The sequence below is a fragment of the Chryseobacterium sp. 1B4 genome, assembly GCF_036631475.1.
Lineage (GTDB): Bacteria > Bacteroidota > Bacteroidia > Flavobacteriales > Weeksellaceae > Chryseobacterium.
Map to the genome: position 1 here is coordinate 268,955 of NZ_JAPNUF010000011.1, position 26,780 is coordinate 295,734.

A 26,780-nucleotide genomic window follows, 5' to 3' on the forward strand; every position below is an offset into this window, starting at 1 on the left:
TAAACCTTCATTATTTTGAAACATTAAGATTGATTTAAGGCTTTAAGAGTATGAAGATAAGTTTCGCTTTAAGCTTAAAAGAGTGATACATCTTAACTAAGCTTTATTTCTTCAGTTCTTCTTAATGGTAAAATATTGAGAATTTTTTATAATCTAACATCAGAAGCTGTCATTAGTTTACTTTCAAACCATAATAACAAAAGACTTTAGTTATTTTTGTGGTTTAAAGTATTTTCGATAAGTTTAAACAATTAAATCAATCAGATGGTCCTCAGCAGAATTTGGTCGGCTTTCATTATCATTGCCATTGCCATTGCCAGTATAAAATACGTTTCGTCAGGTAATTACAAAACCATTTTCAATGATATGGTGGTAGGAAAAGGTGGTGATACAGTGAAGATTGCCTCCCAGCCTATGAACAGCCTCTCTCCTGTTGTAAGAGACAGCCTGATGAAAAAATGATTTTGCAGACAGCAGAATTCACTACAAAACGGATTCTTTGAAGCAAAATGTTCATATTTACCGCGTTCAGGAATCAGACGGAGTGATCGGTACTTCAGAAACCGCAGTTAAAATCTGCCTTGGACTTATCGGGATTATGACTCTGTTTATGGGATTCATGAGTATTGCAGAAAAAGCAGGAGGCATCAATCTTTTAAGCCGCCTGATACAGCCGTTTTTCTCAAAACTTTTTCCTGATATCCCCAAAAACCATCCTGCATTCGGGCACATGCTGATGAATTTCAGTGCCAATCTTCTGGGATTGGATAATGCTGCGACTCCTTTTGGTTTAAAAGCAATGGAAAGTCTTCAGACTTTAAACCCCAATAAAGATACAGCCAGCAATTCACAGATTATGTTCCTGTGTCTCCATGCCGGTGGTATGACTTTGATTCCTGTATCGATTATTGCGATCAGAGCCTCAATGGGCTCCAAAACGCCTACAGATATTTTCCTGCCTTGTATGATTGCCACTTTTGCGGCTACACTGGCAGCAATGATTATCGTTTCTTTATACCAGAAAATCAACCTTCTCCGTCCGGTAGTGATTGCTTATGTAGGAGGAATTTCAGCCGTTATCGCTTTATTGGTTTTGTACCTGGTTCAATTGAGTAAAGATGAACTGGATGATTTCAGCAAAGTATTGAGCAATGGTCTGATTCTCTTTATCTTCCTGGCAATTGTGCTTGGGGCTGTTTATAAAAAAATCAACGTTTTTGATGCCTTTATTGAAGGAGCAAAAGAAGGTTTTACAACCTGTGTTAAGATTATCCCCTACCTTGTCGGAATGCTGATTGCCATTTCATTATTAAGGACTTCAGGTGTTTTCGATGTGATCATTGATGGAATGAAGTGGGTGGCTAATACAGCCAATATGGACCCTAGATTTGTGGATGGGCTTCCTACCGCCTTAATCAAACCGTTATCCGGCTCCGGAGCCAGAGGAATGATGGTAGATACAATGACAACATTTGGGGCAGACAGTTTCCAGGGTAAATTGGCCGCTGTGCTTCAGGGAAGCTCAGATACGACTTTTTACGTGATCGCGGTATATTTTGGAGCCGTAGCTGTTAGAAACACGAGATACACGGTAATTGCCATGCTTCTGGCCGATCTGGTAGGTATCATCACTTCTATTGCGTTGGCTTATTTATTTTTCGCATAATGAAAAGTTGCTGGTCAGATCGTTGCTGTTTTTTACCGTTAAAAATGTATTGATGAGTTACGAAAAACTTGATATCTATAATATTGCTTTTGAGCTGTTTATTGAAACACATAAGTTATCACTCCAACTGCCAAACTATGAATTACATGAATTGGGTAGCCAATTGCGACGATCTGCAGACTCCGTTGTCACAAATATTGCGGAAGGCTATGGAAGAAACAATTACAAAGGTGACTTCATAAGGTTTCTTACCTACTCTCAAGCAAGTTGTGATGAAACGGTTTGTCACTTATCAAAAATCAACAGGCTTTATCCGGAATTAAGCTTAAGCTTCAAAGAAAAAACGGAACAATATAAACTCTTAGGAGGAAAAATCAATAACTTTATAAAATACGTCCAGTTAAACTGGCGTACATAACCCAAACCAGCAACCGCAACCAACAACAACAACAACAACAACAACAACAACAACCAACAACTGCAACTAACAACCAGCAACAAAACTACCCATTATGATTACAGATAAAGAATTTACATTAAGGCTCATCCGCCAGTTAACCCAGGCATTGGAAAAACTGATTCTGGACAAACCCGAAGAAAGTTTAATGCAGAAAGAGCTGGATTTTGACACTTTAATGAGGGATATTTTTAAGATGAATTTCACGGAAGTTTCCTCAATGACTAAAGAAGAAATGATTGCCCTGGTCAATGAAAGACAGGAAAGGGACCGCAAAGATTATTATGAAATGCTTGGAAATCTTTTTTACTTTAACAGCAGACATGATCAGAACAAAGATTTTCAGGATAAAGCAAAAACGTTCTATGAGCTGTATCTTCAGACCAGCGGTATTTTTGCCCTTCCGGTTATCAACAGAATCAACGAATTAAAAAAAGCACTTGGATAAAGTGCTTTTGTATTTTATATTTTAGAAAGTAATTTTATAAGTTCCTGTTGATGAAGTATTGGCTTTCTCAGCCTTTACATATTTCTTAACCCAGGCCACAGATGTAGATGACACACAAGGATCTGAAATACCTCCTGATCTTCTTGCAGACACCACATTTCCTGCTTTATCTACAGTATAGGAAATCGTAATCGATCCGCTTGCCGTACAGCTGTGAGAGGGCTGTGCTCCTCCTCTTCCCATTGTTCCCGGAATATAACCTACAAGCTTTCTATCAATTCCAACCTTACTATCACCGTTTCCGTCACCACCTAAAGGATCTCCTGCATTTCCGATACCATCACCAGTTCCCTGGCTTCCGGCTTTAGTTCCTCTTCCTTTGATCAGGTTTCCTATAGCTGCAGTTCCTTTTCCGTCCCCATTCCCAGTTTTTGAATTGGCTGTGGCAGCGCCAGATTTTTTGGTGTTTTTAGAGGCACTTGTACTGGTTGCTTCTTTTTTCTCAGCTTTTTTTGATTCTTCTTTCTTAGCAACTGCTGTTTTTGAGTTATTACCCGTGATTACCTTTTCCTTCACTTCTGTTTTCTTAGGTTCAGGAGTAGGTAAAGGCTCTGGCTTTACAACAGTTTTTGTCTCCGGAACCGGTGTTTCTGCAGGTTCAGGCGTCACTTCTTCTGTGGCGGCGGCAAGGCTTCCAGGCTGCTCAGCAGGTTCCTCAATTCCTTTTCCGTTCCTGTTGTCTCCAAAGTTCACCAGCATTGTAGTTACTACCTCCGGGTCTTTATCCAGTTCGGGTTTTAGTTTATATAAAAAAACAAAAAGCAGAATAGCAGCCCAGATCAGAATAGAAAGCAGTGCGCTTTTTACCCTGTCTTTATTTTCTTCGTTTCTGTTTGCTGTATAGCTTCTCATCTTAAAAAGTAATTCTTTCCGGAAATCCGGCTCTGTTATTTATCTTTAACGGTTGCAATCGCAATGTTAAATTTATGTTTTTCAGCAATTTCCATTACAAAAACAACATCTTTATGCAATGTGTTTTCGTCAGCTCTGATTGTAAACGATTTATTGGTCTGCCCCGCTAATTTATCTACAATAATTTTCTCAAGTTCACCTTTATTGGCAGGATTATCATCCACAAAAAATGAACCGTCCGGTTTGATACTAACAGTTAAAGGATTAGGTATATTATCGTCCACTGCTCCGGCTTTCGGCAGATTCACATCAATAGCACTCTGGTTGGCTGCTGAAGAAGTAATCATAAAGAAAATCAGCATCAACAGGATAACATCTGTCATCGCTGCTAAACTGAATTCCGGATTCGCTTTATTTCTTCTTTGAATTTTCATCGTAAGAAAATTATAAAGGTTTATTGATAAGGTCTAAAAATTCCCCTGACATGTTCTGAGCCTTCAGTACAAATTTATCAATCCTTGTCAAAAGGATATTGTAGCAGAAGTTGGCCGGAATTGCTACTGCCAGACCTACAGCGGTTTGCCCTAAAGCGGTATAAATACCTTCTGAAAGCGTTTTCGGAGAGAAAGACCCTGTGGCATGGGATAAATTAAAGAAAGCAATAATCATCCCTATTACTGTACCTAAAAGCCCCAGCATTGGTGCAATACTTGGTACTACAGCCAACAGGTTCAGGTTTTTTCCATATTGGCAACTTCTACCTGCGCCTGTGCTTCCATGGCACTTACAATATCTGAAACAGGACGCCCCAATCTTGAAATTCCTTTTTCTAAAATTCTTCCTTCCGGAGAATTCTGGGTTTTGCAGTAATCTGCTGCTGCCTCTATTTTCCCAGCCTTGATGAAGTCTTCAATATTGTTCATGAAGTTGGAATCTGTTTTTGAAGTCAGTCTTTTGATAAAGAAAAATCTTTCAAAAAACAGATACAGAGAAAACACTCCCAAAAGTAATACAGTGACCATCACTATTTTAGCGAAAGCCCCTCCATGGAACATGATCTTCCAGAATGAGAACTCTAAATTGTCTGTAGCAACAGCGGGTGTAGCGATTTGTGCAAATAAAATCTGAGAAAGTTCCGTTAACAGCATTAAATGTGAATTTATTAAAGTTTCAACGACAAATGTAGTAGAATATTATGAATTGAACTCTTAAAAATTGCTTAAAAACAACTTAAAATTTGTTACAGTTCTACAAACAGCAAATTTCTTTCCAAAAAATAATTCTGAAAAGAAATTCGGTATTAAAAAGGATAGAGTTTCGGGTTAGTCCTCGTCTACCTCAATATCATCCTGCTTGAATTCGCATTTTAATCTAAAAGGAATCGGGGTATCAGATCCGGTATAGAAATCATCAATGGTTCCTTTCCAGATAACCTGAAGCTCCCCTTCTTCATTTTTTTCAAAAAGAAGCTCATTGTCATAGATATAGGCATCTTCGTCATCGAAAAGGTCTACCTCAGTATAGGTCTCTTCATCAGAGTCATTGATGGTAATGGTTTTTCCTTCTATTTCCGCAGAGTCGATAGGGAAATCGAAAATTTCAAGTGAAAGCTGCGGAAAGTTGTACTGCAGTGAATCATCATCTACGTGATCCAAACTGTCATCCGTAATCACTTCAACCTCTAAAAAGTGTTGCTGGTTGCTGTAAACGGCTTTACAATAAGTATTTCTGATATTGTATTTTAGCGTTTCTTCCGGATGGTAAATTTTTAAAATCCCTTTCATTTTTTCTTAAAAAAGAACTGTAATAATATGATTGTTAAACGTTTTAGACAAAGATAGAAAATTGATTCAAAGTTAAAAGGATTTTGAAAATAATTTTTTAAAATCAATGCATACCATAAGCCTGAATATCCCAATAATACTTACTTTTGTTTTCATAAAGATTCTGAAAATGAAAAACATTTTATCAAAAGGTATTCTAGGACTAGGGCTGATGATAGGTCTTGCTTCCTGCAAAAAATCGGATTCTCCCCTTACAAAAGTGACTCCCAGCAATCTGGACTCTATTGCTTCCAACTATTATGAGCAGTATCTTAAGCTATATCCGATGGACGCTACCGCACAGGGAGATACAAGATATAATGACCAGCTTCCTATTAATATCGATAAAGATTTTATCTCAGGAGAAATAGCATTCTACAACTCCGTCCAGAAACAGCTGGAACATGTAGATTACAAAACCCTTTCTGATGAAGATAAAGTGGTATATGATGTATTGGATTACACTTTAAAAGACAAGATTGAGGCCTATGCCTATCATCCGGAATATATACCTTTTACCCAGTTTGGTGGACTTCCGCTTACTTTTCCTTTGTATGGAAGCGGACAGGGTAACCAGCCTTTTAAAACAGAAAAAGATTACAGTGACTGGCTGAAAAGAATGGAAAAATTCCCGGAATGGATGGATGCTGCTGCAGACAATTTCCGTGAAGGGATGACTAATAAAATGGTTCTTCCTAAAAAGCTGGTTGTTAAAATGATTCCTCAGATGAAAGCCGAGGAAATCACAACTTCTGACATGGAAAAGAATATTTTCTACGGCCCGATCAGAAATTTTCCTAAAAATTTCTCCCAGGCTCAGAAAGATAAATTTTCAGCACTTTACAAAGATGCCATTGCGAAAAAGATTATCCCGGCCTATATTAAAATGGGAACTTTCCTGGAAAAAGAATATCTTCCAAAAGCAAGAGATACAGATGGATACAACAGTCTTCCTAACGGTAATGAAATTTACAGCTATTATGTAAAAAGCTGGACCACTACCAAAAAATCTCCTGAAGAGATCAATAAGATCGGATTACAGCAGGTAGCTATGCTTCGTGCGGAAATGGAAAAAGTAAAACAGCAGGTAGGTTTTACCGGAACTCTGGAAGAATTCATCACCTTTGTAAAAACGGATCCAAAGGCGATGCCTTATAAGACTTCCAAGGAAGTTTTACATGCATTTAATGGCATTTTAACGAAAATCACTCCGAAGCTGAAAACGATGTTTAACGTAACACCAAAAACAAAGTTTGAAATCAGACAGACAGAAAAGTTCAGAGAAGCAAGTGCCAGCGCAGAATATATGCCAGGAACTCCGGATGGTAAAAGACCGGGTATATTTTATGTTCCGCTTCCGGATCCTTCCCAATTCAATGTTACTTCGGGAATGGAGTCTCTTTTCCTTCACGAGGCCATCCCAGGGCATCACTATCAGATGTCTCTTCAGCAGGAAAATACAAAGCTTCCTAAATTCATGAGATTCGGTTGGTTTGGAGCTTATGGTGAAGGATGGGCACATTATTGTGAAACATTAGGCCCTGAGTTCGGCTTGTACACAGATCCTTACCAGAAAATGGGGTATTTAAGCGATCAGATGCTGAGAGCGGTAAGACTTGTTGTAGATACAGGGCTTCATACCGGAAAAATGTCAAGAGAAGAAGCGATCAAATATTTCTTAAGCAACATTTCATATGACGAAGGATCTGCCACTGCAGAAGTTGAGAGGTATATGGCAATGCCGGGGCAGGCCTTAGGCTACAAAATAGGCTCTTTAAGAATCCGTGACCTGAGAGAAAAATACCAGAAAGAACTTGGGAACAAATTCAATCTGGCAAGCTTCCATGATGAAGTTCTGAGCCAGGGATGCCTTCCTCTGGATGTCCTGAACAGGAAAATGGAGCTTTGGGCTCAAAAGCAAAAATAGTTTCAATGAAACTATTTTTATTTTTTTCAGGTATTTTACTGATGGTTTTGAGTTGCCAAAAGGAACTGAATTTCGAAAATTTTACTGTGGACACCAACCTGCCTGATAATGATGCTATTGTACTTCTCTCTAAATATCCGGAACTGAAGCTTTACAATAGTGAAATTGTTGAAAGCAAAACAAGAACAGCCCATATTATTCAGTCTGCAAGTTATTCGGATGACTTTCGTAAAGGAACGTTTTTATTCGATGATTATAAATGCAAAGCTCAATATCAGAACGATACTCTTACCGTAAAATTGAATAACAATAACGGATATTTTGGCAACGGAATTTTGATTAAAGTTTTTAAAAATCAGTTTTACATCAAAGATATTGACCCCAAAACCTTAAAAGGCGAAGAAAAATTCATAAAATCTAAAGTTTTTAGCCAAAAACTGACTCTAAACAGTAACAAATTCAACAAAAATGATAGCATTTATGGTTTTATAGATTATAAATGCAGTATTGATAGTTTAGTTGATAAACACTTTAAAGGATATTTTAAAACCATAATACAATAATTGATATGATCACAGAAAGCCTCAGATCTCTTTACAGCAGAGATTTAAATAAACTAAAAACAGAGATAGAAGCCTATCAGAACGAAGAAAACCTTTGGAAAACAGATAGAAACATCGCCAATTCTGCGGGTAATCTGACACTTCATCTTGTTGGAAATCTCAATCATTTTCTGGGAACACACCTTGGAAACACAGGATACGTCAGGCAGCGTGATCTGGAATTTTCCTTAAAAGATATCCCGAAGGCGGAACTTATTGAAAAGGTTACAGCCACTGCAGCAATGATAGATTCAACGCTTTCCCAATTGTCTGATGAGGATCTGAAAAAGAATACCCATTGGTTGTTTTTGAGAATGCCATGACAACCGATTATTTTCTGATCCATCTGCTTGCCCATCTGGATTATCATCTGGGGCAGATCAATTATCACAGGAGGTTATTGGATTATTAATCATTCTTTAGCACCATAAAAAATAAACGCAATGATCACTTTGTAATCATTGCGTTTTCTTTAGTTCGAAAGTACGTTTCACTCAGCAAAGAAACAATTGTCCTTTGCCTTTGCAAACCTTGTCAATAAAAATTATTGTAAAGCCTTTGCGATCATTGTGTTAAAATACAGCGATTTATTTTTCAAATAACATTTTAGTAATAAAATCCTTCTCTCCTTTACCTCTTGCCGGAGAATACTCTCTTCCATAGAAAATGATCTGAAGATGGAGCTTATTCCACACTTCTTCCGGAAATAATTTCTTAGCGTCACGTTCTGTCTCTACAACGTTTTTTCCTGATGTAAGCTTCCACTGTGTCATCAGGCGGTGAATATGGGTATCTACCGGAAAAGCAGGAAATCCGAATCCCTGGCTCATTACTACTGAAGCGGTTTTGTGCCCTACGCCCGGAAGGGCTTCCAATTCTTCATAAGTCTGTGGAACGATACCATTATGGCGCTCCAGCAGAAGTTCTGCCATTCTTTTAAGGTTTTTGGCTTTGGTATTGGATAGTCCTATTTCTTTAATTAATTCCTTGATTTCAAACTCTTCCAGCTTGGCCATTCTTTGCGGAGTTCCTGCCACGGCGAAAAGGTCAGGTGTCACCTCGTTTACTTTTTTATCTGTGGTCTGTGCGGAAAGCGCTACGGCCACCATTAATGTATAAGGATCAGTATGATCCAGCGGAATAGGTGTTGTGGGATATAATTTGTCCAATTCTCTCTGAACGATCTCAGCCCTTTGTTTTTTTGTCATGTAACCCTTAAATTTGAACAAAATTAAATCATTATGCTGAAAGTTGGAGATAAATTACCTGAATTTGAAGGAATCAATCAAGACGGAGAAACGGTAACCTCATCAAAGTTAATCGGAAAAAAACTGGTAGTTTTCTTCTATCCGCAAGCGAATACACCCACCTGTACGGTAGAAGCCTGCAATCTGAGTGATAATTATTCCAGGCTTAAAAAAGCGGGGTTCCAGCTATTGGGAGTAAGTGGTGATTCTGTAAAAAAACAGAAAAATTTCCACAGCAAATTCGCTTTCCCTTATGATCTTATTGCGGATGAAAACCGTGATATCATTGAAAAATTCGGGGTATGGCAGGAGAAAAAAACGTTTGGAAAAACCTATATGGGAATTGTAAGAACTACTTTTATTTTTGACGAAAATGGCGTTTGCACAAGAGTGATTGAAAAAGTAACGTCAAAGACTGCTGCTGAGCAGATTCTTGAAGGATAGTTTTTAAATACAAATAGCATTTATACTTTCACCAATAGCACAGATTTTGCGCTTTACTACTGGTGAAAGTATTTTTATAGCAGTTTATTCTGTCTCATAATAGTTGAGCTCTTCGGTTTCCCCAGGCAGTATGACGGTTTTTTTAAACCTCAGTCCCAGCTTTTCAATGAGCTTTTGAGAAGAAATATTATCCTTTGAAATAATCGCGGATATTTTTGTTAATCCGAACTCATCCATCACTATGGATTTAACTTTCTGAGCGCCTTCAAAAGCATAGCCTTTCCCTTCAAATTCTTCCAACAGAGAATAGCCTATATCTACAATATCCAAGCCTTCCCTTTCAAAGATTCCTACTGCTCCTATTTTTTCATTTCCTTCTTTGGTCACTAAAAGATAATTTCCAAATCCCAGTCTTTCAATCTGTGGGGCAAATCTGTTCAGGATGTAATTTTCAGCGTCTTCAATGGAATTAACATTGCGGTTACCGATATGCTGAATGAATTTAGGCCTGTTGTAAAGCTCAAAGATAAAATCCTTGTCTTCACGGGACATAGGGCGAAGGATTAATCGCTCAGTCTCATAGGTATTATCTGCGCTTGGATGTTTTTTTAGGCTCATCTTTCTTTGGTTCTTCTTTTTTTCGATTTTTAAAAGTCTCGGGTTATTAGCACATTTTTTATTGTAAAGCTCAATATAGGTTCCATTATCTTTTACATTACTTACGGCACCTGTAGATTTGCTTACCGTTACTGTATAATGTGTTTTCTGATAAGGACATTCCTTTGAGGTTAGCTTTCCAAGATCCAGATAGTAATTCGACTGATCTTCATGGTAATTACCTGCAAGGTCCTTAAACTCTTCATCTACCATGTATCCGTCTGCGGCTAATATAACTGCTGCTTCCTGGGCATTATCAATTCTGTCTACAAACTTTTTTAATCCTTCGGCATCGGTAACATAGCTTACCTTATTTCCTTCTGAATAGGCAATGTAATAAAAACTGTCTTCACTGGGAAAAAGATTGAATCCTGAGAACTGAGGAGTATAATTTACCTTACCCGAAGTCTTTATTTCCTCTCCTTTCCCGTAGCTGTTGTATACCAACACCCAGGAATCTACCCTGCTGCCTGGATTGATCTGCTGCAAAATAGCAGGAATGCTCGAAAATTTTTCTTCTCCTGAGCGTATATTGAGATTCCCAAAAACAGGAATGTAAGAATTGTAAATCGGGTTGCAGTTTTATTCATAGTTTAAAAATCAGCAGAAAATATACCAAATATTACATGAACTTCTCGCCTTTCTTAAAGTTTTTTAAATCAAGAACATAATCTTTGATAAGCTGGTCATTATCTCTCGGACAGATGAGAAGTGCCTTATCCGTATCTACAACAATATAATTTTCAAGCCCATCAATAATTACAGCTTTATTATTATTCTTCAGACGGATGATATTCCCTTTTGAATTATAAGAAAGTAAATGTTTCAGCTTTACAGCGTTTCCATCTTTATCTTTTTCTGTATTTTCATATACGGATGTCCATGTACCAAGATCGCTCCATCCTAAGTCTGAAGGAATCACGTATACATTTTTGGCCTTTTCCAGGATCCCGTTATCAATAGAAATTTTCTGAACTTTTGGATAAATGGTTTCAATACAGCTGTTTTCTTTCTCTGAATTATACTCACAAGCCATAAAATGCTGCATCATTTCAGGAAGATAAAGATCAAAGGCATGATGAATACTTTTCACATTCCACACAAAAATTCCTGCGTTCCAAAGGAAATCACCACTTTCCAGAAAGCTCTGGGCAATTTCAAGGATGGGCTTTTCTGTGAATGTTTTCACTTTAAAGTATTCAGAACCTTTTTTTCTACAAACTGAATGTAACCATAGCCTGTATCAGGTCTTGTCGGAGTAATCCCCAATGTTACCAGATAATCATTTTTTGATGCCAGCTCAAATGCCAGCTCCACTTTCTCCAAAAACACATCCTCTTTAAGAATCAAGTGATCTGCCGGCAATACAATCATTGTTGCATCCGGATTGATCTCAGCAATTTTGTTGGCCATATACAGGTTGCAGGCTGCTGTATTCTTCATAAGCGGCTCACCCACAATATTTTCTTCAGGAATCTCCGGAAGCTGCTGATGGGAAACAGGAACATACTCCTTATTCGTAATCACAAATATCTGTTCTTTAGGAATTACCTTGCTGATTCTGTCATAGGTTTGCTGAATCATGGTGCGCCCGGTTCCTAAAATATCCTGAAACTGTTTTGGAAATTTTTGCGTACTCATCGGCCAGAACCGGCTCCCGATTCCTCCCGCCATTATAACGCAATATCTATCTGATTTTAACATCATTAGCTACATTTTTCTACCCTTGCTAAAGGCTTGAAAGAATACTTCCTTCCAGTAGCCAGGTTCTTACAAAGATAGTTTTTTTTAACCAGACCTTCCAATAAATACTTTTCGTTGCGGTAGATAAAAATTCTCCCTTTTTAAGTTCCTCGATAAACTGAAGGGTATCATCTTGTTTTTCAGTATGAAAATACCTTACCAGATCGGGGCTGGCCATGAAATTTGCTTTGGGTGATTTTGAAAATTTTATAATGATGGGTCTTAGCTCTTCATCATAAATTTCAAGGCTTTCCAGGAGCATATTCCTGAAGGTTTCCTTCCACTCATTTCCGTGAGGAGAGATTCTTCTGCCATATTTTTCGAACGCAATCAGATGGGCCAGCTCATGGGTCAGCACAAAGAAAAAAGTTGTGGGGTAAGTGTAGAGTTTACCGTAATTTCATGTGAATTGTCCGGAAGCTTTCTGTAATCTCCCAGTTTTGAATTCCTGTTTCTTGTAACTTTTATATGTATATAATAATCTGCAAACCAGATTCTTAAATATTTAAGTGTATTTTGAGGTAAGTATTTTTCTAAAGATTGAATTGGCATTTTACAAACTTAACGGAATTCCTGCATAGAAATTCAATAGTTTAAGGCTAAAAAGGTAATTATATTTTGCCTGCGCTACTGATCCCTGTGCATTTGCATAATTATTTCTCGCCACATTTACGTCATAGATGGTTGTTCTTCCGGCAGCATAGCTTTTATCAGCAAAATCAAGAGCCAGTTTAGAGCTTTTTTCAGCTTCTACTGCGGCCAGATAGGTTTCATAATTGGCATCAGCATCAAACTGAGCTTTCTGTACATTCTGTCTTACGGTCTGCTTCTGCTGTTCCAACGTATTTTTGGCAATACTTTCGTTTATTTTAGACTGTTCTACTTGTAATTTTGTTTTCCCTTTGTTAAAAATAGGGATATTAAGGGATAACCCCACATTTTGTCCGAACTGATCTTTATATTGTTCAAAAAAGTTCCCTGCACAGTACCTGGTATAGGATCAAATTGCCTGTTATAGAAAGTATTAAGACCAGCACTTGCTGTTAATGTAGGCCAGAAGGCTGTTTTGGTTACCTCAGTTTGTGCTTCGGCAGATCTTATCCTGCTTTCTGCGGCTTTGATCTGAGGTTGTATCTCATATGCCGTTGTAAGTACTTCATCCACAGAATTAAGCTGTAAATCTAGCTTTTCAGGAACATGTACATCTTCCACATCAAACCCCTTATAATCTGACAATTGTAAAAGCTGAGCGATGGCAAACAAAGCACGTCCGACGTTTACTTCTGCTGTTTTAAGGTTTTGTTTTTCTCTTGCCAGCGCAGCTTCAGCCTCTGCTAAAACCGTCTGCGCAGTTGTTCCAACCTGAGTTGTGATTTTAGCTCTGTCAAACTGTTTCTGGGCATTATCCACAGCACTCTGAGAAATTTTAACGATCTCTTTATTCAGCAAGGCTGTCAGATACTGCTGAGCAATCTGAAGGGAAATATCATTTTTAATGGTCTCAATATCATATTGACTTGCTTCTACATCAAACTGGGCTTTTCTTACATTTTTCTCTAATCTTCCATTATTATAGAGCAAGATGTCGGCACCCAGACCAACACTGCTGTTGAATCTATCGTTTCTAAAGCTCCCGGCTCCTAATGACCCCTGTCCGAAACTTACCCCATTCGTCATACTCCCCGATACAGAAGGCAAATATTCTTTCTGGGCTGCTTTAAGATTATATTCCTGATTTTGTTTGTTATACTGATTTTGGATAACCTGAAGATTATGCTCCACTGCATAGCTTACACATTCTTTTAAGGACCATTTCTTCTGAGCGCTTAAACCCAGATAACCTAATCCAAAAACGATGATCCAAACTTTTTTCATATGTATATGTTTATTTGTTTTTAATGGTCATATGGAATCGTATGATCTTTATTCAGTACTGTAACCTATAATCACAACGATTTCATATTAAGATTTTTCAATATTAGACGAATTAAATATAAAAAAGTTACAGATTGAAAAATTATATTTTATTTTAAAAAAACTTTTGGGAATTTTGCACCATGACAAACGAACAATATCAGGAAGCTATCGACTGGCTTTTCGTACAGATGCCCAACTATCAGATAGATGGGCAGAAGGCTTATAAACCCGGGCTTGATAATATTACAAAGCTTTGTGCTTTCTTTGGAAACCCCCAGGATAAAATAAAGTGCATTCATATTGGTGGCACCAATGGCAAGGGTTCTTCAAGCAATATGCTGGCATCGGTTCTTCAGGAAGCCGGCTATAAAACAGGATTATACAATTCTCCTCACCTGATCGATTTTACAGAACGCATTAAGGTTAATGGAAAAAACTGTGATAAAGAATTTGTCTTTGATTTTATTCAGAAATTAAAACAGCTTCCTGAGGACATCCGTCCTTCTTTTTTGAATTTACCACCATTATGGCTTTTGAATATTTTTACCAGCAGCAGGTAGATTTTGCCATTATTGAAGTTGGATTGGGAGGAAGACTGGATTCTACCAATATTATTACCCCTTTGGTTTCGGCTATTACTAATGTACAGCTGGATCATCAGAATATTCTGGGTGATACCATTGAAGAAATTGCAGTTGAGAAGGCCGGGATTATTAAAAACAACATTCCTGTTATTTCAGGGGATGATAGTGAGGTGGTGAAAAATATCATCCGGGAAACAGCGGCTAAAGAAGGTGCTCCGTTTATAGATGCGACTTCTATTGATGCTAATCTTTCTTCTGACCTGAAAGGAGATTATCAGAAAAAAATATCAGAGTTGTTTTGGCGGCTGTAGAAGAATTAAAAAAACTTGGAGTACATATTTCTGATGAAGATCTTGAAAACGGGCTGCTCCACGTTCATCAGAATACAGGATTTATCGGCCGTTGGTTTGAGTTTTCAAAACAGCCTCTTACCATTTGTGATACCGGGCACAATCAGGCAGGTCTGGAGTATGTTTTTTCACAATTAAATTCAATTGACCGTCACAAGCATATCATTTTGGGTTTTGTAAACGACAAAAAAATAGATGACGTGATGAAATTACTTCCTGAAAATTCTGAGTTCTATTTCGCAAAACCATCCATCAACAGGGGGAGACCTCCCAAAGATTACGAAAACCTGCTTCAGGAGGCGAAAATTTTTTATAAAATTTTTGATTCCGTACAGGAAGCGTATCTGTCTGCAAAAGAACGATGTACAAATGAAGAAATGATTTTCATCGGCGGAAGCAACTTTGTAGTGGGAGATTTTTTAGAAAAAAATTTGGAGATTAAAGAATAAGTCGTATATTTGCACCACTCTAAACAAGAGAACAAGTCTAGAGGGTTCTTAGCTCAGTTGGTTCAGAGCATCTGGTTTACACCCAGAGGGTCGGGGGTTCGAATCCCTCAGGACCCACAGAAAAGGAAACGAAACCTTTCAAAAAATTCGGGTTCTTAGCTCAGTTGGTTCAGAGCATCTGGTTTACACCCAGAGGGTCGGGGGTTCGAATCCCTCAGGACCCACAAAAATCTCTCAGATTCTGGGAGATTTTTTTATTTTTATCCTGTTTAACCTCCTTTCTACTTTTGCTGATATTTATTTACCTTTGTCTGCATCGGATTAATTAAACGTGAAGGAACTCCATATTATATCATTCAATTATCCCTACCCTCCTTCTTATGGCGGAATCATTGATGTATATTATAAAATTAAGGCTTTATCTGATCTGGGAATAAAAATCCATCTACACTGTTTTATAGATCAGATTCCTTCAACAATTGACAGGGAAATTAAAGAAATTACGGAAAATGTGTTTTTTTACAGGAAGAAAAAGAATCCTTTGCTTTACTTCTTACCTACTCCTTTTGCAGCAGCCATAAGAAATTCTGATACCTTTCTTAAAAATTTAGAAAAGAATAAGGCTCCGATCCTGTTCGAAGGCTTGCAGACAACGCATATTATAAGGTTTTTGAGAGATAGTGACCACAAACTCTATCTCCGTTATCACAATAACGAAAGAGAATACTACAAAGGCCTTTCATTGTCAGAAAAAAACATCTTTAAAAAGGTCATTTATAAAATTGAGTCTTTAAAGTATTCCGGATATCAGAAAAAGCTTTTAAAGAAATTTGAAGCTGTATTCTGCTTGTCTGAAAAAGAATATAATGAAGTAGAAACCTATTCGGGAAATGCTCGCCTGATTCATATCTTTCATGGTAATGAATCGGTAAAGGTATTGGATAGAAAAGGAAAGTATTTTCTTTTTCACGGAGATCTTACCACCGCTGATAATAAAAGAGCATTGAATGAGACCATCGACTTATTTAAAACGCTTCCTCAATATAAACTGGTCGTAGCCTCAGATCGTGCCACTGAAGATATTAAAAGAAAGATTTCCACAGTTGAAAACATCAGCCTCACTCCTATTCAAACCACAGAAAATCTTTACCGTCTTCTGGAAGATGCCCATGCCAATATTTTGATTTCTTACCAGAATTCAGGAACAAAAGTAAAGTTGTTTAATACACTTTACAACAGCCGTTTTGTCATTATCAATGAAAATATTACAGACGATCCTTTTTTGATGAATCTGTGTCTGTATGGAGCTGACATGAACGAAATCCGCCGGCAGATTATCACCTCAGCTGAAAAAGAGTTTCATGAGACTGAAAAAAGAAAGGAAATCTTAGAAAAAACCATTCTGATAAGGCTAAAGCCGAAGAGATGGTGAAGATTATTTTTAAAAATTAACCCTATCCACCACCTTCTGGATATTAAACTCTTCAAGACAGGCCCAATCTCCTCTGTAACACTCTTTATCTCCAAATACAGAACATGGCCTGCAGCTAAGATCTTTCACCTGAACAACATCTTCTTCGCTCTGTCCGAATCCTAAAAATCCGGCATAAGGATGAGTTGCCCCCCAGATCGAAATACATCTCGTTCCTACAAGGCTCGCAAGATGCATATTCGCAGAGTCCATGGAAATCATAAGTTCCAGCTGAGAAATCTGGTGAAGTTCTTCTGTAAGATTTAATTTTCCGGATAGATTTTTTGTATTCGGGATCTGAGACTCCCAATTTTCAAGGGTTTCTGTTTCTTTTACCCCCTCCAAAGAAATACACAGTATGTTTCCTGGCGAGAATCCTGGCCAGCTCATATGATTTTTCCAGAGAAAGCATTTTTCCCCTATGCTGGGCAAAAGGAGCAAAACCAATCCCTGATTTATCCACTGAAACAGGTCTGAGCTTATGAGAAAGCTCTACTTTGAATCCCATATCACGAAAAACATCCGCATAACGTTCCACCGTTTTTTTCAGCTGCCCTTTTTCCAGATTCCAGACATCCGTAAGATGCTCTTTCTCTTCCTTACCTTTATCAATTTTGAAAACCTTAAATCCTTTTCTTCTGTATATCCTGTCTAAAATCTTCGTCCGGATTACATCATGGAGGTTAGCAATACAGTCCGGATTAAACTCACGGATCAGTTCATTACTGAGTTTTCTCAACCCAAAAAGTCCTTTGTAATCATCCAGATCAATTCCTTTAAAAGTCACATTAGGAATTCCCGCAAACAAAGCTTCAAAATTTTTTCTGGAAACCATAATAATTTCCACACCGGGATTCTGCTCCAGAAATTCTCTGAAAACAGGTACAGTCATTGCCACATCTCCAAATGCGGAAAAACGATATGCTAAAATTCTGGTCACCGTTATGATTTCAGTTGGTAAGCAACTGCATAAAACTTAATCTGCTTCGTCATCGCCATCAGCCCGTTGGCTCTGGAAGGGGAAAGAAACTCCTGTAGTCCTATTTCTGCAATAAAATCAAAATCAGAATCCAGGATTTCCTGAGTGGAATGCCCACTGTAAATGCTTACTAAAAGCGAAACAATTCCTTTGGGTAAAATACCATCAGAATCTGCATTAAAGAAAAGCTTCCCATCTTTGAATTCGGCATCAATCCAAACTTTGCTCTGACAGCCTTTAATCAGATTTTCTTCCGTTTTTCTGTCTTCCGGCAAGCCTTTCAGTTCTTTTCCAAGATCAATGATGTACTCATATTTTTGCTCCCAGTCTTCAAGAAAAGCGAATTCGTCGATTATTTCCTGCTGTTTTTCTTTAATGGTCATTTTAAATCAATTTCTTGTGCAAAGATAACCAATTTTGTAAAATTTATTGCCGGGATGCTTTTTCAAAAAGCTGCAGTATTTTTGTTTCTTCATTCTCCCAGCAAAAAACATCTGCGGCCTTATTCAGTTCACTCTGATAATGCAATCTTCCTCTCTGAAGAACAAGATTTATCGCTTTCTCAATTGTTTCAGGCTGATGATCAGGAACAATTTCTCCTACATCAAACTGATTTTTTATCCTTTGCATCTCCGGGAAATTAATCATTACAAGAGGCACTCTCGACTGGATATAATCACAAACCTTATTGGGAAGTGAATAATAATAGCTTACACCATTGTTTTCTTCAAGGCTGAACCCCACATCAGCCGTTTTGGTGATTTCCCTGAGATTTTCAGGCTTTAGTTTACCCAGAAAAAATACTTTATCCTGAAGTTTTTCCTGAGTCACAAGTTCTTCGTATTCTTTTTCTTCGGGCCGTCGCCTGCAATTTTCAGAACAGCATCTTTAATGTGATGCATAGCCACAATCATTTTTTCTATTCCTCTGGATTGATTAATCGCTCCCTGATATAAAATAATTTTAGGATGATTTTCAGGAATTTCAGGAGCAGAAAGGATTTTTCTCGGGATATTTCTTACTACTACCGGATTGACATTATATTGTTCATGAAACCATTCAGCATAGCTTTCACTTTCTGTCATCATAAGATTCATGTGAGGAACCAGCTTTCTTTCAAGTACTCTCCAGAATTTCTGCGAAAACCGGTTCTGAACCGATGGCATTTCCGTAAAAATTTCATGACTGTCAAAGACCAAAGGGATGTTCAGTTTTCTGGAAATGAGATAATTTGGCAGAAGTGCATCAATGTCATTGGCATGAAGGATAGTATCTTTGTCCGCTTTTTTCTTCAGTTCTTTATATAATTTCCAGTTGAATTCAAAATAAGCAGTCTTCAGGCTTTTAGATTTCAGAGCAATCCTTGAAAAGGGATATGGACGCTCCATTTTTTCATTCCCTTGCCAGTCATTCCCGATCAGATCTATAGAATATCCGTTATCAAAAAGGGTTTTGCACACCTTTTCGATCCTCTGGTCAGTATACAGATTACTAAAAGCCGAAGTAATTATTTTTTTCCTCATGAACTCTTCTTACCTAGTATTAAATGATAGATCTGAATAAAACAGATTAGCCCGTTTGGAATGATAACCGGCCAAAGCGGTCCGCTGAAGAAGCCATAAATGACAAAACAAATGCAGCCAATCATATTGACAATTCTGATTTTCCTTACATCTTTCAGTATGAAACTCAATACAATAAAAAGAGAAGCAGAATAGCCGATGTAAGTGGTAAGTTCAGAATTCATGGGGAAAATTTAAGGATAACAAACTTAATCATTTTCAATAAGATAATAAAATTTTTTCTGCCATAAAGTCATTAATTGATTTTTGGTAAAATATTTGTAATTTAGATAATGAATAAAAGGTAATGTTGCCTTTGTTCTAATGAGATATATTATGGATTATAAGTTTTCACAAGGTTTGAGCCAGGTGTTCAAACAAAGCAAAAGCGAAGCTAAAAGGCTGAAAAGTGAATTTCTTAATACAGAACATCTACTTTTAGGTATTATAAAAACGGAAAACTCTGCAAAAGAAATCCTTCAAAACCTTAATGCGGATTTAACACAAATCAGAAGAAAAATTGAAACTTTAAATACAGCAAGTCTTAATCCTATTTCTGAAGAGGTTACCAATATTTCTTTCACCAAGATGGCAGATCATGCTATTAAACGTGCAGAGTTAGAATGCCGACAATATAAAAGCAATGAAATTAATACCGTTCACCTGCTTTTAGGTATTCTTTATAAATATGAGGATCCTACTTCAAATATTCTGGGAGCTTATGATATTGACTATGAGGGAGTTTCAAGAGAATACCAGACTATGCTTAAAAATTCAGGACAGTCTCCTCAGATGAGTGCTTACGATGATGATGATGAGAGAGAAGAATTTGAGCAAATGAGAAAGCCTACAGGAAATCTAGGTTCTGCAAAAAGTAAAACACCTACATTGGATAACTTTGGCAGAGACCTTACTTCTTTGGCAAGAGACGGAAAGCTGGACCCGGTGATCGGGCGTGAGAAAGAAATTGAGAGGGTTTCTCAGATCTTATCCCGCAGAAAGAAAAACAACCCTCTCCTTATCGGGGAGCCGGGAGTTGGTAAATCTGCTATCGCTGAAGGGTTGGCATTAAGAATTCAACAGAAAAAGTGTCCAGGGTTCTTTACGGAAAACGTGTGATCACTTTGGATCTGGCAAGTTTGGTTGCCGGGACTAAATACCGTGGTCAGTTTGAGGAAAGGATGAAAGCGATTATGACGGAACTGGAAAAAAACAGAGATGTCATCTTATTTATTGATGAGCTTCACACCATTGTAGGAGCTGGAAGTTCTACCGGAAGTTTAGATGCTTCCAATATGTTTAAGCCGGCTTTGGCAAGAGGTGAAATTCAATGCATCGGGGCAACCACTCTGGATGAGTACCGTCAGTATATTGAAAAAGACGGGGCTCTGGAAAGAAGATTCCAGAAAGTAATGGTGGAACCTACTTCTATTGATGAAACGATTCAGATTCTGAACCAGATCAAAGATAAGTATGAAGAACATCATAATGTAATTTATACTCCGGAAGCCATTGCAGCGTGTGTCAATCTGACATCGAGATATATTACAGACCGTTTCTTACCGGACAAAGCGATTGATGCGATGGACGAAGCCGGATCCCGTGTTTATATCAAAAACATGAAAGTTCCTACTGAAATCATTGATTTTGAAAAGAAAATCGAAGAGATCAAGGAACTGAAACAGAAAGCGGTAAAAGCGCAGGATTACCTTGAAGCAAGAAAGCTGAAAGATGAAGAAGAACGTCTTCAGATGGAACTGAATGCTGCCCAGGAAAAATGGGACAAAGATGTAAAAGAGAAAAAAGAAACCGTAACGGAAGAAAATGTAGCAGAAGTGGTTTCAATGATGAGTGGGGTTCCTGTAACGAAAGTTGGTAAGAACGAGCTTGATAAATTGGCCCAGATGGATGATAAACTGAACGGTAAGGTAATCGGTCAGGAAGACGCTGTGAAAAAGGTTGTAAAAGCAATCCAGAGAAACAGAGCCGGGCTTAAAGATCCGAACCGTCCTATCGGTACCTTCATTTTCCTTGGTACAACCGGGGTTGGTAAGACCGAGCTGGCTAAAGTAATGGCAAGAGAATTATTTGATTCTGACGAAGCATTGATCAGAATTGACATGAGTGAATATATGGAAAAATTTGCGGTGTCAAGATTGGTAGGTGCGCCTCCGGGATATGTAGGATACGAAGAAGGCGGCCAGCTAACCGAGGCTGTCAGAAGAAAACCTTATGCTGTAGTTCTTTTGGATGAGATTGAAAAAGCTCACCCGGATGTGTTCAATATCCTGTTACAGATCCTTGATGAAGGTCACGTTACAGATAGTTTAGGAAGAAAAATCGATTTCAGAAATACGATTATCATCCTTACATCCAATATCGGAACCAGAGATCTTAAAGATTTCGGAGACGGTGTAGGATTCGGGACATCTGCTAAAAAGTCAACTTCAGATACAAGAGCAAGAAGCACCATTGAAAATGCCCTTAAAAAGGCATTTGCTCCTGAGTTCTTAAACAGAATAGATGATATCATTATCTTCAACTCTCTTGTACAGGATGACATCAAGAAAATCATTGATATTGAACTGAACAAACTGTATGGCAGACTTGAAAAATTAGGATATAAAGTAGAGCTTACAGATGAAGCGAAAGACTTTATTTCTGAAAAAGGATGGGACAAAGATTTCGGTGCAAGACCATTGAAACGTGCGATCCAGAAATATATTGAAGACTTATTGGCAGAAATGCTGGTAAACAAGCAATTATCTGAAGGAGAAACCGTGGTTCTTGACCTGAATGAGGCTAAAGACGGATTGATTGGAAAGACGCAGAAAGCTAAGAAATCAGCCGCTGAGAAATCTTCTCAGTCTTAATGAAAAATAAATAATTTAATTCAATAGAAAAGCACCGGAAAGTTTTCCGGTGCTTTTTGTTTGTATAAGTCTGGCTAAAGCCAATGTTTTTTTGAATATTGTATTGAACGGGCTAAAGCCCGTTCCTATAATCCATCAGGTATTAAAGCCCAACCACAAAACCGATAGTTGGGACCAGGCCACTGGAAAACACACTGGAATTCTGTTTCCAGAGCACATTGTACATTAATCCCAGCTGCATAAAGGAATTATTCCCGATCCGCTGCATATATCCTCCTCCCAGATACAATGCATTTTCCTCCGTATTATATTTGTAGTCGTAGTATTTATCCTTGTAATCAATGAAATAATGTTGATAGTTGGCTCCCAAATAAAATGTTCTGGCAAAATAATAATTGACAAAAGGACCTACCCCGAACATTGTTGATTTATAATAGTCCGAAGTCTGCCAGGAAACTGTTCCCACTACTCCTCCTTCAAGATCATCAGTTAACCTGTAGCCTACTCTGGGTGAAGCAGACAGGTTAAAAGCACTGTTACTTCCAAATCCTACCCCGATGCCTCCTCCGAAGGTCCATTTGCTGTTTTCCTGTACCGGTGTGCCTACAGAAACCTGGGAAAATACTGATCCTGATCCTATCAGCATCATAGAAATAATAAACTTTTTCATATCTAGATATATTTTGTTTTGATGCTATTTTATCCATCCGTCACCCGTTATAAGCCGGCAAGATGGCCATCCCGATTACTATCGTTTTTATCAATGTTTAAAATTATGGTTTTTTTACGACTTTATTAGTTGTATTTTTGCCGCATCAAACTAAGAACTCCCGTTAAGAGTTTCGTAAAATTGAAATACAATGAAAATAGTAGTAGGCCTCTCCGGAGGTGTAGATTCTAGTGTTACAGCTTATTTGCTGCAGCAGCAGGGCCATGAAGTAGTGGCTTTATTCATGAGAAACTGGAACGATGCTTCCGTAACATTAGAAGATGAATGTCCCTGGATTGAGGACAGTAATGATGCCCTTATGGTGGCACAAAAGCTTGGAATTCCTTTCCAGGTAATAGACATGAGTGAACTTTACAAAGAACGTATCGTTGATTATATGTTTGCCGAGTACGAAAAAGGCAGAACTCCCAACCCCGATGTATTGTGTAACAGAGAAGTAAAATTCGATGTATTTATGAAGACCGCAATGTCTTTGGGTGCAGATAAGGTTGCAACAGGACATTATGCAAGGGTAACTTCCACTTTTGATGAAAACGGCAAAGAAATTTTCCATCTTCTGGCAGGGAAAGACAATAATAAAGATCAGTCCTATTTCCTTTGCCAGCTAAGTCAGGATCAGCTTTCAAAAGCATTATTCCCTATCGGCGAACTTACAAAGCCACAGGTAAGAGAGATCGCAAAAGAAATCGGGCTTGTAACGGCGGATAAAAAAGATTCACAGGGTTTATGCTTTATCGGAAAAGTAAGCCTTCCACAGTTTTTGCAACAGCAATTGAAACCTAACGAAGGGGAAATTGTAGAAATTTTCAAAGATTCTCCTCTTTTTTCAGAAGAAAAGCCTGAATTTTCCTCTAAAGAAGAAGAGCTGGAATATTTATCAAGAAAAATCAATTATAAAAAATCCGACGGAAAAGTGATCGGGAAGCATCAGGGAGCCCAGTTTTTCACGATCGGACAAAGCAAAGGGCTTGGAATAGGCGGACACAAAGAAAGCTGTTTTATCATCTCCAGAGACATGGAAAACAACATCCTTTTCGTAGGAGAAGGCAGTCATTTCCCGGGATTACACAAAAAAGCGCTGAAAATTGATAATTCAGAACTGCACTGGGTACGTGAGGATATGAGACTTCAGAATGGTGAATCAATGGAAGTAATGGCAAGATTCAGATACAGACAGCCTTTGCAGAAAGCAACCCTGTATCAGTTTGAAAATGCCTTTTATATTGAGTTTGATGAGCTCCAGTCTGCTATTGCTGAAGGTCAGTTTGCTTCCTGGTATATCGATGAGGAATTGATCGGCAGCGGCGTGATTTCGTAAGGGTTTCGGGATTCGGGATTTAATGGTGCGAGTTCCTGAATGAAGAGCTTTTAAGGATACCGGGACTGTTTTTTTAAGGAGAATATTTTTTTGAAATTTTACTGTAACGTTTTTTAAGTGATCATACTTACTCAGTAAATAACAATAAAAATACTACTATGAAAACATCTGCAAAAAACCAGTATGCTTATGCAAACAATATCCTGATTACCATTGTATCTGCAGTTTTTGGGTATAATCTTTATCAGGCCATTGTACATCCGGAAAAATCCAACATCGCGCTGGCCTTAATGCTGGTAATTCTGACTTCCGTTATGGTCCGGAAATATAGTCACAAACCGGCCAATGAAAAGAAAGATATTTAATGTCAACCCTACCTAATAAAGCCCGGAACATTCGTTTCGGGTTTATTTTTTATAAAAATATTTATTTAATCTTTTTATTAAAATAACCTGACATAAAAACCAATGTAACAATACATTCTGCTATTAAAACCACAACCAGAAAACCAACAGGTTTTTCCAATACAATTCCTCTGATCAGCTTTATAATTCCCAATAAAAAAATAAAGCCGGTAAAATAAAGTGTCACTTCTGAAATCTTTTCTTTAAAAGAACTGAGCATAAAGACCGAAGCGTAGAAACCAAGAATCAGTAAAATATAGAACTTCAGGAAACCGGGCCCTTTAAGTATAACAGGATTAAATGTCTGATATGTTGTCCAAAGCCATATAAGGCTGATCACAACAGGAACCGAAAGAATGATGATCTTTTTCATACTCATTAGTTTTTATCCGCCACAACCTCCACAACCGCCGCAACCTCCTCCACAACCGCTGCCGCAGCTTGATCCGCCGCAGCTTCCTCCATCACTATCTGCTTTCTTTTTTCCATTGGGGGCTGAAGCTTCATGATCTCCGATGACAGATACAACCACTCCCAGGATGAAAATAACTGCAAATACAACTCCTGTCACGAGTAAGCCTGTAAATCCATTCCCTTCAGTGCATGAGAACAGCATCAGCAAAATGAAAGCCGGGGTAAAGGAAGCGATCTTTTTTATCCGGGTCTGCACTTTCGATTTCTTCCCCGGCGCTTTCCAGATTTCTTCCGGGGCTTCCTGCTGAAATACTTTCCGGTAGGCGGCCAGGGTATCTTCAAACCAGTTCTGATGTTTCTCTTTTTCTGTTATTCCTCCATTGGATGGGTGATGATGAAGAGGTTTTTTCAGAATATCCGGACAAAATTCTTCCCAATAGTTCCGGGTATAGATCAGGTGCATATGCCATACCTTATCTACAACTTTGCTGGGAGAAGCGCCGCTGGGAAGAATACAGCACAGATATACAAACTTTTTGTATTCTTCAATGGCCTTCTTAGCAAAATCAAGGCTCCAGTTTTCTTCTTTTGCCAGCTTTTTTGAAAAGGGAAAATCAACCCCGGGAGCATCCAGAGAAAACTCCTGTATCCTTTTCCAAAGAGATTCGTCTTTTAATACCATTTTTGTTTCCATTGTCTTACTATTTGTTTTCTATTCAAATATCAATGGATTATACAATATAAAAGTCTTTCAAAAGTCTTTTTTGGTTTGATAAAAATCTTAAATTAGTCTTATAAAACCAACCCATGAAAAAGGAGGATATTCTGCATCTTGAAAAGCTTATGAATTTCTTAAGCCGGCAGTTTTTAAAGAAAAACCATTGGCAAGATGTTACCAAAACCGAATGGTCTTATATAAGTGCTGAACTGAATGATCTGATTGTCAGTAATCATGCTGAAAAGCAGATAAAAAAAGAACCTGATCTTCTGGGAACAAATTACCTGTATGAACATCTGATTATCAATAAGCTGAAAAAATTCAAACAGAATGAAAATGCTGTTCTGAGCAGGCCGAACCTTGCCAAACTTAGCCTTATTGTTAAAGCTCTGGGTTATTCGAATTATATAGATTTTATTAATTCCAATACGGAATCATTCAATTTTAATGACCTGAGAATTGAAATGAACAATGTTAATCTGAATACAGCACTTTTAGACCGTTTGGTAGGCTGCTGGTATTCATATAACCGAAATCTGCCTGATAATCCTTTGATGGCAGAAGAAGACCGTATATGGCGCTCTGCGATGGAAATTTATAAGTCGGAAACTACCGGAGAATATTTTATTGAGAGAAGCGGCGGCGATCACCATAAATATTTTGGAAAAGTAACCGCCTATTCGGATTATGTTTTCATCATTATGAACAGCAATACTTTTATCCGTCAGAGGCATTTTATTTCAAGGATAAAAGATAGTAAAGAAAAACTTAAGAATCCGGACTATAAACTCCACGAAATCCACTTTATAAGCACTTGTATAAGCTTCAATCAGGAGCCGATTGCCTTGTTTGAAATCTTCAGAAAAGCAGACAGGAAAAATTTTATTTCCGACTCTATCAGCTTTCCGATTGACAGTGATGAGATTCCGGAATCTATTGTAAAACAGCTTGAAGATACAGAATCCAACAGGATTGATTACAGATAATTAAGACCTGCTGATCTCATTAAAAATTCACCAAAGGGTTCGTTATGCTGCTTCTATTATATTTCTCTTATGCCTGGAATACATTTAATCATTCAAAAC

The 26,780-nt window shown here is 37.9% G+C and carries 22 protein-coding genes, 2 tRNA genes and 8 pseudogenes; 15 read left to right on the forward strand and 17 right to left on the reverse strand.

The window, feature by feature from the left end; translation table 11 throughout:
* Positions 1 to 264 precede the first annotated feature (264 nt).
* The 3 genes and pseudogenes from OWR28_RS23345 (at position 265) to OWR28_RS23355 (ending at position 2,571) form a co-directional block, all read left to right on the forward strand.
* A pseudogene (locus tag OWR28_RS23345) lies at positions 265 to 1,666 on the forward strand (nucleoside recognition domain-containing protein).
* 52 nt (positions 1,667 to 1,718) lie between these two features.
* Positions 1,719 to 2,084: a four helix bundle protein gene (locus OWR28_RS23350; protein ID WP_332388724.1), complete on the forward strand. Its 366-nt coding sequence runs from the start codon at positions 1,719 to 1,721 to the stop codon at positions 2,082 to 2,084.
* A gap of 94 nt (positions 2,085 to 2,178) precedes the next feature.
* Positions 2,179 to 2,571: a hypothetical protein gene (locus tag OWR28_RS23355; RefSeq protein ID WP_332388725.1), complete on the forward strand. Its 393-nt coding sequence runs from the start codon at positions 2,179 to 2,181 to the stop codon at positions 2,569 to 2,571.
* Positions 2,572 to 2,592: 21 nt separating this feature from the next.
* Here the strand turns inward: OWR28_RS23355 and OWR28_RS23360 are convergent, their stop codons facing one another.
* From OWR28_RS23360 to OWR28_RS23375, 4 genes and pseudogenes are all read right to left on the reverse strand, one after another.
* Positions 2,593 to 3,483, reverse strand: a complete 891-nt coding sequence (locus tag OWR28_RS23360; protein ID WP_332388726.1) for a ferric siderophore ABC transporter substrate-binding protein — start codon at positions 3,481 to 3,483, stop codon at positions 2,593 to 2,595.
* 35 nt (positions 3,484 to 3,518) lie between these two features.
* On the reverse strand, positions 3,519 to 3,917 hold the full coding sequence (locus OWR28_RS23365) for an ExbD/TolR family protein (protein WP_002982137.1): 399 nt from the start codon (positions 3,915 to 3,917) through the stop codon (positions 3,519 to 3,521).
* A gap of 10 nt (positions 3,918 to 3,927) precedes the next feature.
* Positions 3,928 to 4,631: pseudogene (locus tag OWR28_RS23370) on the reverse strand (MotA/TolQ/ExbB proton channel family protein).
* A 174-nt stretch (positions 4,632 to 4,805) separates the two neighbouring features.
* Complete coding sequence (locus tag OWR28_RS23375) at positions 4,806 to 5,267, reverse strand: hypothetical protein (protein ID WP_002982135.1); 462 nt, start codon at positions 5,265 to 5,267, stop codon at positions 4,806 to 4,808.
* A 169-nt stretch (positions 5,268 to 5,436) separates the two neighbouring features.
* On the opposite strand from OWR28_RS23375, the gene OWR28_RS23380 reads away from it, so the two are divergent.
* From OWR28_RS23380 to OWR28_RS23390, 3 genes and pseudogenes are all read left to right on the forward strand, one after another.
* Complete coding sequence (locus OWR28_RS23380; protein ID WP_332388727.1) at positions 5,437 to 7,233, forward strand: DUF885 domain-containing protein; 1,797 nt, start codon at positions 5,437 to 5,439, stop codon at positions 7,231 to 7,233.
* Between the two features lie 5 nt (positions 7,234 to 7,238).
* Positions 7,239 to 7,796, forward strand: a complete 558-nt coding sequence (locus OWR28_RS23385; protein WP_332388728.1) for a hypothetical protein — start codon at positions 7,239 to 7,241, stop codon at positions 7,794 to 7,796.
* A 5-nt stretch (positions 7,797 to 7,801) separates the two neighbouring features.
* Positions 7,802 to 8,247, forward strand: a pseudogene (locus OWR28_RS23390) (DinB family protein).
* 175 nt (positions 8,248 to 8,422) lie between these two features.
* On the opposite strand, the gene OWR28_RS23395 reads toward OWR28_RS23390, so the two are convergent.
* Entirely contained in the window at positions 8,423 to 9,043 is a 621-nt protein-coding gene (locus OWR28_RS23395; RefSeq protein WP_332388729.1) for an endonuclease III domain-containing protein, read from the reverse strand.
* 33 nt (positions 9,044 to 9,076) lie between these two features.
* On the opposite strand from OWR28_RS23395, the gene bcp reads away from it, so the two are divergent.
* Positions 9,077 to 9,526, forward strand: coding sequence for a thioredoxin-dependent thiol peroxidase (bcp, locus tag OWR28_RS23400; protein ID WP_332388730.1), 450 nt, complete (start codon positions 9,077 to 9,079; stop codon positions 9,524 to 9,526).
* An 84-nt stretch (positions 9,527 to 9,610) separates the two neighbouring features.
* Here the strand turns inward: bcp and OWR28_RS23405 are convergent, their stop codons facing one another.
* From OWR28_RS23405 to OWR28_RS23425, 5 genes and pseudogenes are all read right to left on the reverse strand, one after another.
* Positions 9,611 to 10,672 carry a GNAT family N-acetyltransferase gene (locus OWR28_RS23405; RefSeq protein WP_332388731.1) on the reverse strand — a complete coding sequence of 354 codons (1,062 nt, stop codon included), beginning with the start codon at positions 10,670 to 10,672 and terminating at the stop codon, positions 9,611 to 9,613.
* 133 nt (positions 10,673 to 10,805) lie between these two features.
* Positions 10,806 to 11,857: pseudogene (locus tag OWR28_RS23410) on the reverse strand (mannose-1-phosphate guanylyltransferase).
* A 55-nt stretch (positions 11,858 to 11,912) separates the two neighbouring features.
* Entirely contained in the window at positions 11,913 to 12,284 is a 372-nt protein-coding gene (locus tag OWR28_RS23415; protein ID WP_332388732.1) for a SprT-like domain-containing protein, read from the reverse strand.
* Positions 12,285 to 12,479: 195 nt separating this feature from the next.
* Entirely contained in the window at positions 12,480 to 12,863 is a 384-nt protein-coding gene (locus OWR28_RS23420) for a TolC family protein (protein WP_332388733.1), read from the reverse strand.
* A complete protein-coding gene (locus OWR28_RS23425; protein WP_332388734.1) occupies positions 12,806 to 13,801 on the reverse strand; it encodes a TolC family protein in 996 nt (331 codons plus the stop codon). The genes OWR28_RS23420 and OWR28_RS23425 overlap by 58 nt, the downstream gene beginning before the upstream one ends.
* A 182-nt stretch (positions 13,802 to 13,983) precedes the next feature.
* On the opposite strand from OWR28_RS23425, the pseudogene OWR28_RS23430 reads away from it, so the two are divergent.
* The 4 genes and pseudogenes from OWR28_RS23430 to OWR28_RS23445 all read left to right on the forward strand — a co-directional run bounded on the left by OWR28_RS23430 (position 13,984) and on the right by OWR28_RS23445 (position 16,658).
* Positions 13,984 to 15,226: pseudogene (locus OWR28_RS23430) on the forward strand (bifunctional folylpolyglutamate synthase/dihydrofolate synthase).
* A 42-nt stretch (positions 15,227 to 15,268) separates the two neighbouring features.
* A tRNA-Val gene (locus tag OWR28_RS23435) sits at positions 15,269 to 15,343 on the forward strand.
* A gap of 32 nt (positions 15,344 to 15,375) precedes the next feature.
* A tRNA-Val gene (locus OWR28_RS23440) sits at positions 15,376 to 15,450 on the forward strand.
* A 107-nt stretch (positions 15,451 to 15,557) separates the two neighbouring features.
* Entirely contained in the window at positions 15,558 to 16,658 is a 1,101-nt protein-coding gene (locus OWR28_RS23445; protein WP_332388735.1) for a hypothetical protein, read from the forward strand.
* A 9-nt stretch (positions 16,659 to 16,667) separates the two neighbouring features.
* On the opposite strand, the pseudogene OWR28_RS23450 reads toward OWR28_RS23445, so the two are convergent.
* The 4 genes and pseudogenes from OWR28_RS23450 to OWR28_RS23465 all read right to left on the reverse strand — a co-directional run bounded on the left by OWR28_RS23450 (position 16,668) and on the right by OWR28_RS23465 (position 19,423).
* A pseudogene (locus tag OWR28_RS23450) lies at positions 16,668 to 17,589 on the reverse strand (glycosyltransferase family 9 protein).
* Positions 17,590 to 17,639: 50 nt separating this feature from the next.
* Complete coding sequence (locus OWR28_RS23455; protein ID WP_002982105.1) at positions 17,640 to 18,059, reverse strand: SufE family protein; 420 nt, start codon at positions 18,057 to 18,059, stop codon at positions 17,640 to 17,642.
* A 43-nt stretch (positions 18,060 to 18,102) separates the two neighbouring features.
* Positions 18,103 to 19,199 (reverse strand): annotated as a pseudogene (locus OWR28_RS23460) (glycosyltransferase).
* Entirely contained in the window at positions 19,196 to 19,423 is a 228-nt protein-coding gene (locus tag OWR28_RS23465; RefSeq protein WP_332388736.1) for a uroporphyrinogen decarboxylase, read from the reverse strand. The pseudogene OWR28_RS23460 and the gene OWR28_RS23465 overlap by 4 nt, the downstream one beginning before the upstream one ends.
* A gap of 151 nt (positions 19,424 to 19,574) precedes the next feature.
* Between OWR28_RS23465 and OWR28_RS23470 the strand changes: the two are divergent.
* A pseudogene (locus tag OWR28_RS23470) lies at positions 19,575 to 22,111 on the forward strand (ATP-dependent Clp protease ATP-binding subunit).
* A 142-nt stretch (positions 22,112 to 22,253) separates the two neighbouring features.
* Here the strand turns inward: OWR28_RS23470 and OWR28_RS23475 are convergent.
* Positions 22,254 to 22,781 carry a hypothetical protein gene (locus tag OWR28_RS23475; protein WP_332388737.1) on the reverse strand — a complete coding sequence of 176 codons (528 nt, stop codon included), beginning with the start codon at positions 22,779 to 22,781 and terminating at the stop codon, positions 22,254 to 22,256.
* A 190-nt stretch (positions 22,782 to 22,971) separates the two neighbouring features.
* On the opposite strand from OWR28_RS23475, the gene mnmA reads away from it, so the two are divergent.
* Both mnmA and OWR28_RS23485 read left to right on the forward strand, forming a co-directional pair.
* Positions 22,972 to 24,159, forward strand: coding sequence for a tRNA 2-thiouridine(34) synthase MnmA (gene mnmA, locus OWR28_RS23480; RefSeq protein ID WP_332388738.1), 1,188 nt, complete (start codon positions 22,972 to 22,974; stop codon positions 24,157 to 24,159).
* A 158-nt stretch (positions 24,160 to 24,317) separates the two neighbouring features.
* The gene (locus tag OWR28_RS23485; RefSeq protein ID WP_332388739.1) at positions 24,318 to 24,524 is read left to right on the forward strand and encodes a hypothetical protein; all 207 of its coding nucleotides are present in this window, start codon (positions 24,318 to 24,320) and stop codon (positions 24,522 to 24,524) included.
* A gap of 61 nt (positions 24,525 to 24,585) precedes the next feature.
* Here the strand turns inward: OWR28_RS23485 and OWR28_RS23490 are convergent, their stop codons facing one another.
* Both OWR28_RS23490 and OWR28_RS23495 read right to left on the reverse strand, forming a co-directional pair.
* Positions 24,586 to 24,936 (reverse strand): hypothetical protein, encoded by a 351-nt coding sequence (locus OWR28_RS23490; RefSeq protein WP_332388740.1) that lies wholly within the window; start codon positions 24,934 to 24,936, stop codon positions 24,586 to 24,588.
* Positions 24,937 to 24,948: 12 nt separating this feature from the next.
* The gene (locus OWR28_RS23495; RefSeq protein WP_332388741.1) at positions 24,949 to 25,671 is read right to left on the reverse strand and encodes a UCP032817 domain-containing protein; all 723 of its coding nucleotides are present in this window, start codon (positions 25,669 to 25,671) and stop codon (positions 24,949 to 24,951) included.
* Positions 25,672 to 25,784: 113 nt separating this feature from the next.
* Between OWR28_RS23495 and OWR28_RS23500 the strand changes: the two genes are divergently transcribed.
* Entirely contained in the window at positions 25,785 to 26,681 is an 897-nt protein-coding gene (locus OWR28_RS23500; protein ID WP_332388742.1) for a hypothetical protein, read from the forward strand.
* Positions 26,682 to 26,780: the final 99 nt, after the last annotated feature.

What these genes read in the sequence shown, in the direction of transcription:
- OWR28_RS23350 (WP_332388724.1), top strand. Translation starts at nt 1,719, where the DNA reads ATGAGTTACGAAAAACTTGATATCTATAATATTGCTTTTGAGCTGTTT.
- OWR28_RS23355 (WP_332388725.1), top strand. Translation starts at nt 2,179, where the DNA reads ATGATTACAGATAAAGAATTTACATTAAGGCTCATCCGCCAGTTAACC.
- OWR28_RS23360 (WP_332388726.1), bottom strand. Translation starts at nt 3,483, where the DNA reads ATGAGAAGCTATACAGCAAACAGAAACGAAGAAAATAAAGACAGGGTA.
- OWR28_RS23365 (WP_002982137.1), bottom strand. Translation starts at nt 3,917, where the DNA reads ATGAAAATTCAAAGAAGAAATAAAGCGAATCCGGAATTCAGTTTAGCA.
- OWR28_RS23375 (WP_002982135.1), bottom strand. Translation starts at nt 5,267, where the DNA reads ATGAAAGGGATTTTAAAAATTTACCATCCGGAAGAAACGCTAAAATAC.
- OWR28_RS23380 (WP_332388727.1), top strand. Translation starts at nt 5,437, where the DNA reads ATGAAAAACATTTTATCAAAAGGTATTCTAGGACTAGGGCTGATGATA.
- OWR28_RS23385 (WP_332388728.1), top strand. Translation starts at nt 7,239, where the DNA reads ATGAAACTATTTTTATTTTTTTCAGGTATTTTACTGATGGTTTTGAGT.
- OWR28_RS23395 (WP_332388729.1), bottom strand. Translation starts at nt 9,043, where the DNA reads ATGACAAAAAAACAAAGGGCTGAGATCGTTCAGAGAGAATTGGACAAA.
- bcp (WP_332388730.1), top strand. Translation starts at nt 9,077, where the DNA reads ATGCTGAAAGTTGGAGATAAATTACCTGAATTTGAAGGAATCAATCAA.
- OWR28_RS23425 (WP_332388734.1), bottom strand. Translation starts at nt 13,801, where the DNA reads ATGAAAAAAGTTTGGATCATCGTTTTTGGATTAGGTTATCTGGGTTTA.
- OWR28_RS23455 (WP_002982105.1), bottom strand. Translation starts at nt 18,059, where the DNA reads ATGACCATTAAAGAAAAACAGCAGGAAATAATCGACGAATTCGCTTTT.
- OWR28_RS23465 (WP_332388736.1), bottom strand. Translation starts at nt 19,423, where the DNA reads ATGAATTCTGAACTTACCACTTACATCGGCTATTCTGCTTCTCTTTTT.
- OWR28_RS23475 (WP_332388737.1), bottom strand. Translation starts at nt 22,781, where the DNA reads ATGAAAAAGTTTATTATTTCTATGATGCTGATAGGATCAGGATCAGTA.
- mnmA (WP_332388738.1), top strand. Translation starts at nt 22,972, where the DNA reads ATGAAAATAGTAGTAGGCCTCTCCGGAGGTGTAGATTCTAGTGTTACA.
- OWR28_RS23485 (WP_332388739.1), top strand. Translation starts at nt 24,318, where the DNA reads ATGAAAACATCTGCAAAAAACCAGTATGCTTATGCAAACAATATCCTG.
- OWR28_RS23490 (WP_332388740.1), bottom strand. Translation starts at nt 24,936, where the DNA reads ATGAAAAAGATCATCATTCTTTCGGTTCCTGTTGTGATCAGCCTTATA.
- OWR28_RS23495 (WP_332388741.1), bottom strand. Translation starts at nt 25,671, where the DNA reads ATGGAAACAAAAATGGTATTAAAAGACGAATCTCTTTGGAAAAGGATA.
- OWR28_RS23500 (WP_332388742.1), top strand. Translation starts at nt 25,785, where the DNA reads ATGAAAAAGGAGGATATTCTGCATCTTGAAAAGCTTATGAATTTCTTA.